The following is a 4080-nucleotide window of genomic DNA, read 5'->3' on the forward strand; positions in this document are numbered from 1 at the left end:
TTCGGTAGGTTTTCGATACCTTTCGATACGCTGATATCTCGATACTCAAGTGCGGCCGTTGGAGTAACCCCCCGCGGCCGCACTTGAGTATTTTGGTGCCTTGGTATTTGGCGTACTCAGCCTTACTCGGCTGTGCTTGTCGTACTAGTCGTATCTGCCGTATGTGCTGTGCTTGTGGCTATGCGCGGTCTTTGTTGAGGATCCGCTGCTTCGTCTTCCGCAATGCAAGTGCAGCAGTGTGGTAGGAGTGCGACCCTTGCGGCGTCAACTCATATGTCACATTGGTGAGGCCAATGGCGGATGCTTTCGCCATAAAAGCCGCATTAAGCAGCGCGACTCCCCATTCCCAGGGGTTGCCGAGAAGATCACCCCGCTGATAGTTGCGTGGGAGTACAAAACCGAGCGAGTTGGAAATATAGACGTCCTTAGCAGACCGCAACTTCTCCATGTTGAGGAAAGGGTCGAACTCATAACGTGACGGGTTAAGTGGACTCCCGAAAGGACGCGCTATACAGAGAGTGATGTCGTTCGTACTGTTCATCAGTTCCAGCAGACCTGGGATAACAAAAATGTCCATGCCCGAATACGACAACACTTGGTCAAAAAGATCAGGGTGACGCTCGGTTAGGCTCAGCGCGGAGCCACCACCCATGGAAAAGCCACCCACACTCCAGCCGGTAGTGTCCATACCGTTACTGCCGGCCCACGCCACAAGTTCCTTGGTGATGAAGGTTTCCCACTGCTGCCGATCAAGTTGCGGATGGATGAGGGAGCAATGGCGGTAACGATACTGGAAATCGGCGTAGTAGGAGGAGCCGCCACCGATGGGAAGAATGACATTGATATCTGTATCGGCCATGGTGCGGGCGGCACCACCACCGTTAATCCACCGATTGTGGGAGTCGACAGCGCTAGCCCCATCAAGTAGTAGCAGGACACGCTTGGAACGCTTCATGGCGGGTTTGTAGTGGATACTTATGTAGGTGTGATTGGCGGGTGACCAGATACGGCAGCGTTGAAAATTGCTGGCCAGCGGGTCGCGCGTACAGTATCCGCTTGGAGAATCATCCGAACGTAGCGGCAAGTTACTTTCTCTACTGTGAATATCAACACGCAGATCGGCATCTGGATCCCAAATGTTCTTATGGGAATTACTGCCACTCCCATCTGGTGTTTCCCCGGATGGTTTAGCTGATTCCGCATGGGCAACTGGAGGAGCAGATAGAGAAACGGAGAGAGGCGCTACCATTCCGCAGAGAAGTGCGGCAGCCATGACAGGGGCAACTTGTTGACGCAAAAGTCCATGTGGGAACCTCTGCGAAACCCTTTGAGAAAAACCAGGACGCGGAGCACGGTTACGAACAAAAGCAGAGAAAATATTTTTCATGACATTAATGAAAAGTAGGTAAATAGTTTCTCTACAGTTTATACACCCGTACGGTTTTCTTTCTTCCTTTTTGCTGTACACAGCATCACTTTCCCGGTAGTGCCTTCTCCCTCTACTACCGTCTCCACAAGGCCGTGTGCCCAGTCTGTGCCCTCACGAGTCCTCACAATTCCGTGCATCATATACATGTGACAAGATGGAGGAATGACTATCACCGCAGCCGCAGACGGCTCTTCTTTGGGTAACCCCGGCCCCGCTGGTTGGGCCTGGTTCATCGACGACACCTGCTGGCATGCGGGCGGTTGGCCGCAAGGCACCAATAACCAGGGTGAACTGATGGCGGTCCTGGATCTTCTCCGCTCCACTAAACACCGCGCCGATGAGGAACTGCATGTTCTGTGCGATTCCCAATATGTCATTAACTCGATCACGAAGTGGATGCCGGGGTGGAAGAAACGCGGCTGGAAGAAAGCCGACGGCAAGCCGGTGCTGAATGCCGACCTTATGCGGCAGCTAGATGCTGAGATGAGGGGCCGCACTGTGCGTTTCAGTTGGGTGAAGGGCCATGCTGGGCACCCGCTGAATGAGGCAGCTGATGATGCCGCCCGCGCCGTCGCCACCGCCTACCAGCAGCACCAGCCCATTCCCGAGGGGCCCGGGTTCCCGGGGTTGCCTGACGCTGCTAATAAAGCGTCGGCTAGCAAAACGGCAGCCGCCGAAACGTCGGCCATCAAAAAACCAGTCAACAAGGCGCCGCATAGCGGATCGTCTGCTGGCGGGACCCAAGACGCGCTGTTCTGACGTTATCCACAGTTCTAACGCTATCCGCTATTCGGTGACGAGGGTGAGGGTCCAGCGGCCGTCACCACCACTAAGGCGGGCGGTGTTGAGACGTTCTTCTGCAAGAGCGTCGCGGATATAGCTGAAGAGCGTTTGCTGGGTGGTGACCAAATCTCCGGGATTGTCGATGGTGAGTCCCTCGGCGCCGGCGGCGACCAATGCTCGGGTGAGGAGTCCGCGCCATCGTTTGGCATTGTGGGAGACTACTTTTTCACGGCCGTTTACTACCCGCACTGCTTTTACCTGCACAAGGTCAATGTTGTGGTCGTGACAGTCTTTGGCGGTGGGCATCCAGGCTTTCTGGTAGGCGCCGGAACGGCAGTCCACGACGAGTTCACCGGCCATTTCCTCAGTAAAAAAAGCGGTTGAGAGTACGCCGCCAGTAGGGGCCAAGGGAGCCAATGCCGGGCAGGTTGACCCCCATGGAGCAGCGGTAGGCGGGGATGCGGTCGCCGGGGCGCACCCACCCCCACAGGGCAGAGGAGATAAGAATATGCTTATCAGCCCAGGCGCGCTGCCGGGCGGGGCTGGTGTGTAGTGCAGCCCCCGCGTAGAGAACACCAGTGTAGATGTCGCGGGCAGGCGCAGCGGGTTGTTTCCACAGGGTGCAGTTGCGAACAACGTCATCGACCAGGCGCGGCCCCACACTGAGGACGGTAAGGGCGTCCGGTTGTCCACTGGCCTCTTGCAGGGCCTCCCCCACGGCCAGGCGTTTATCGGTCAGGCGCGGGTACACCAGGTTGTCGAGGCGGATGGGGGCACAGTTGGGGTCGGCGGGGGTTTTCCCTTCCGAGGGTGGGAGGAGGATGCGCATGGTGCCTGCTTATGGTCCTGGTTCTCTATGGAATTGGGTTAGTCGATGATGGTGAGGACTTCGCTGACGGGGCGGCGGGTTTTCGCACGGTGTTGGGCGTCGGAGTAGCCGAAGCAGGCGAAGACGGTCAGGTGGAATTCCTCCGGGTCGTAGACGCCGCGGTCGGTGAGGAGTTTCTGCATGGGGATTTTTTGGAAGCCCTCAATGGGGGTGGAGTCTATGCCCATGGCGGCGGACATGGTGAGCATGTTGCTGAGGGCAATGTACACCTGCTTATCCACCCACAGGTTCTTTTCCCGGTCGGTGTGGAAGTCTTGGTCGTCGTTGATGAAGGTGCGGTAGCGGTCCATGCGGGCGTCTAGGCCGTCCTGCGGATAGTGCTGAATGTCCTCGTGAATGTGGGTGAGGTAACTGCTGTGGGGTTCCATCTGGCTGGCGTTGCGGCCCAGGAAGGCTACGAGGTGGCTGGCGTCTTCTACTTTGCCAATGCCTCCCCACATGTAGGGCAGCATGTCGTTGATGAGGTCGCGGTTTTTAATATGGACGAAGTGCCAGGGTTCAAAGCCCATGCTGCTGGGGCTGAGGCGTCCGGCATCGATGATGGCGGCGAAGTCTTCATCGCTGACGCGCAGGTTGGGGTTGTATTTTTTGGCGGTGTAGCGGGCGTGGAGAAGGTCCGTCACCTGCTGGCCGGTCATGCAGGGGGTGAGGTTGGGGACGCCGGGGTTATTAGGCAGGTGCTGGCTAACATTGGGCTGGCTGGGCTGGCTAGTGGTGTGCTGGGCAGAGTTATCTGGGGTGGTGGTCACTGTTATCTCCTTATACGTACGTTAATCCCCAACAACCCCCATGTTACTGTCCCCTTAGTTTAACCAGTTTATGGAGTTGAATGAGTGTAGGTGGATCAACGCGGGAGAGGCGGGTCACTGTGTCCCGCCTGCTGTCCTGCCGGCTTCTCGGGGTTCTTGTCCTCCTTGGGGGTGCGGGCTTGGGCGCGTTCCCGGTTGCGGTTCGCCATAGTTTCTTCCGCTATCTGCGC

5 protein-coding genes are annotated in these 4080 nt (G+C 57.3%); 1 reads left to right on the plus strand and 4 read right to left on the minus strand.

The features are described 5' to 3' along the window. Positions 1–178 precede the first annotated feature (178 nt). A complete protein-coding gene (locus tag QZV76_RS04620; protein WP_290598663.1) occupies positions 179–1387 on the minus strand; it encodes an alpha/beta hydrolase-fold protein in 1209 nt (402 codons plus the stop codon). A 204-nt stretch (positions 1388–1591) separates the two neighbouring features. Here QZV76_RS04620 and QZV76_RS04625 point away from each other — a divergent pair, with 204 nt between their 5' ends. Continuing rightward, positions 1592–2188 (plus strand): ribonuclease H, encoded by a 597-nt coding sequence (locus tag QZV76_RS04625; RefSeq protein WP_366664342.1) that lies wholly within the window; start codon positions 1592–1594, stop codon positions 2186–2188. A gap of 27 nt (positions 2189–2215) precedes the next feature. On the opposite strand, the gene yaaA (QZV76_RS04630) is transcribed toward QZV76_RS04625, so the two are convergent. From yaaA (QZV76_RS04630) to QZV76_RS04640, 3 genes are read right to left on the minus strand one after another with little or no spacing between them, the layout of a single operon-like run. Beyond that, complete coding sequence (yaaA, locus tag QZV76_RS04630) at positions 2216–2572, minus strand: peroxide stress protein YaaA (RefSeq protein WP_290598664.1); 357 nt, start codon at positions 2570–2572, stop codon at positions 2216–2218. Positions 2573–2576: 4 nt separating this feature from the next. After that, positions 2577–3041: a peroxide stress protein YaaA gene (gene yaaA, locus QZV76_RS04635; protein ID WP_290598665.1), complete on the minus strand. Its 465-nt coding sequence runs from the start codon at positions 3039–3041 to the stop codon at positions 2577–2579. Positions 3042–3079: 38 nt separating this feature from the next. Then, entirely contained in the window at positions 3080–3850 is a 771-nt protein-coding gene (locus QZV76_RS04640; protein ID WP_290598666.1) for an NAD(P)H-dependent oxidoreductase, read from the minus strand. Positions 3851–4080: the final 230 nt, after the last annotated feature.

The organism is Lawsonella sp. (genome assembly GCF_011525565.1).
Lineage (GTDB): Bacteria > Actinomycetota > Actinomycetes > Mycobacteriales > Mycobacteriaceae > Lawsonella > Lawsonella clevelandensis_A.

Excerpts from the sequence above, each read along its gene's own strand:
- QZV76_RS04620 (WP_290598663.1), bottom strand. The coding sequence starts at position 1,387 with ATGAAAAATATTTTCTCTGCTTTTGTTCGTAACCGTGCTCCGCGTCCT.
- QZV76_RS04625 (WP_366664342.1), top strand. The coding sequence starts at position 1,592 with ATGACTATCACCGCAGCCGCAGACGGCTCTTCTTTGGGTAACCCCGGC.
- yaaA (WP_290598664.1), bottom strand. The coding sequence starts at position 2,572 with ATGGCCGGTGAACTCGTCGTGGACTGCCGTTCCGGCGCCTACCAGAAA.
- yaaA (WP_290598665.1), bottom strand. The coding sequence starts at position 3,041 with ATGCGCATCCTCCTCCCACCCTCGGAAGGGAAAACCCCCGCCGACCCC.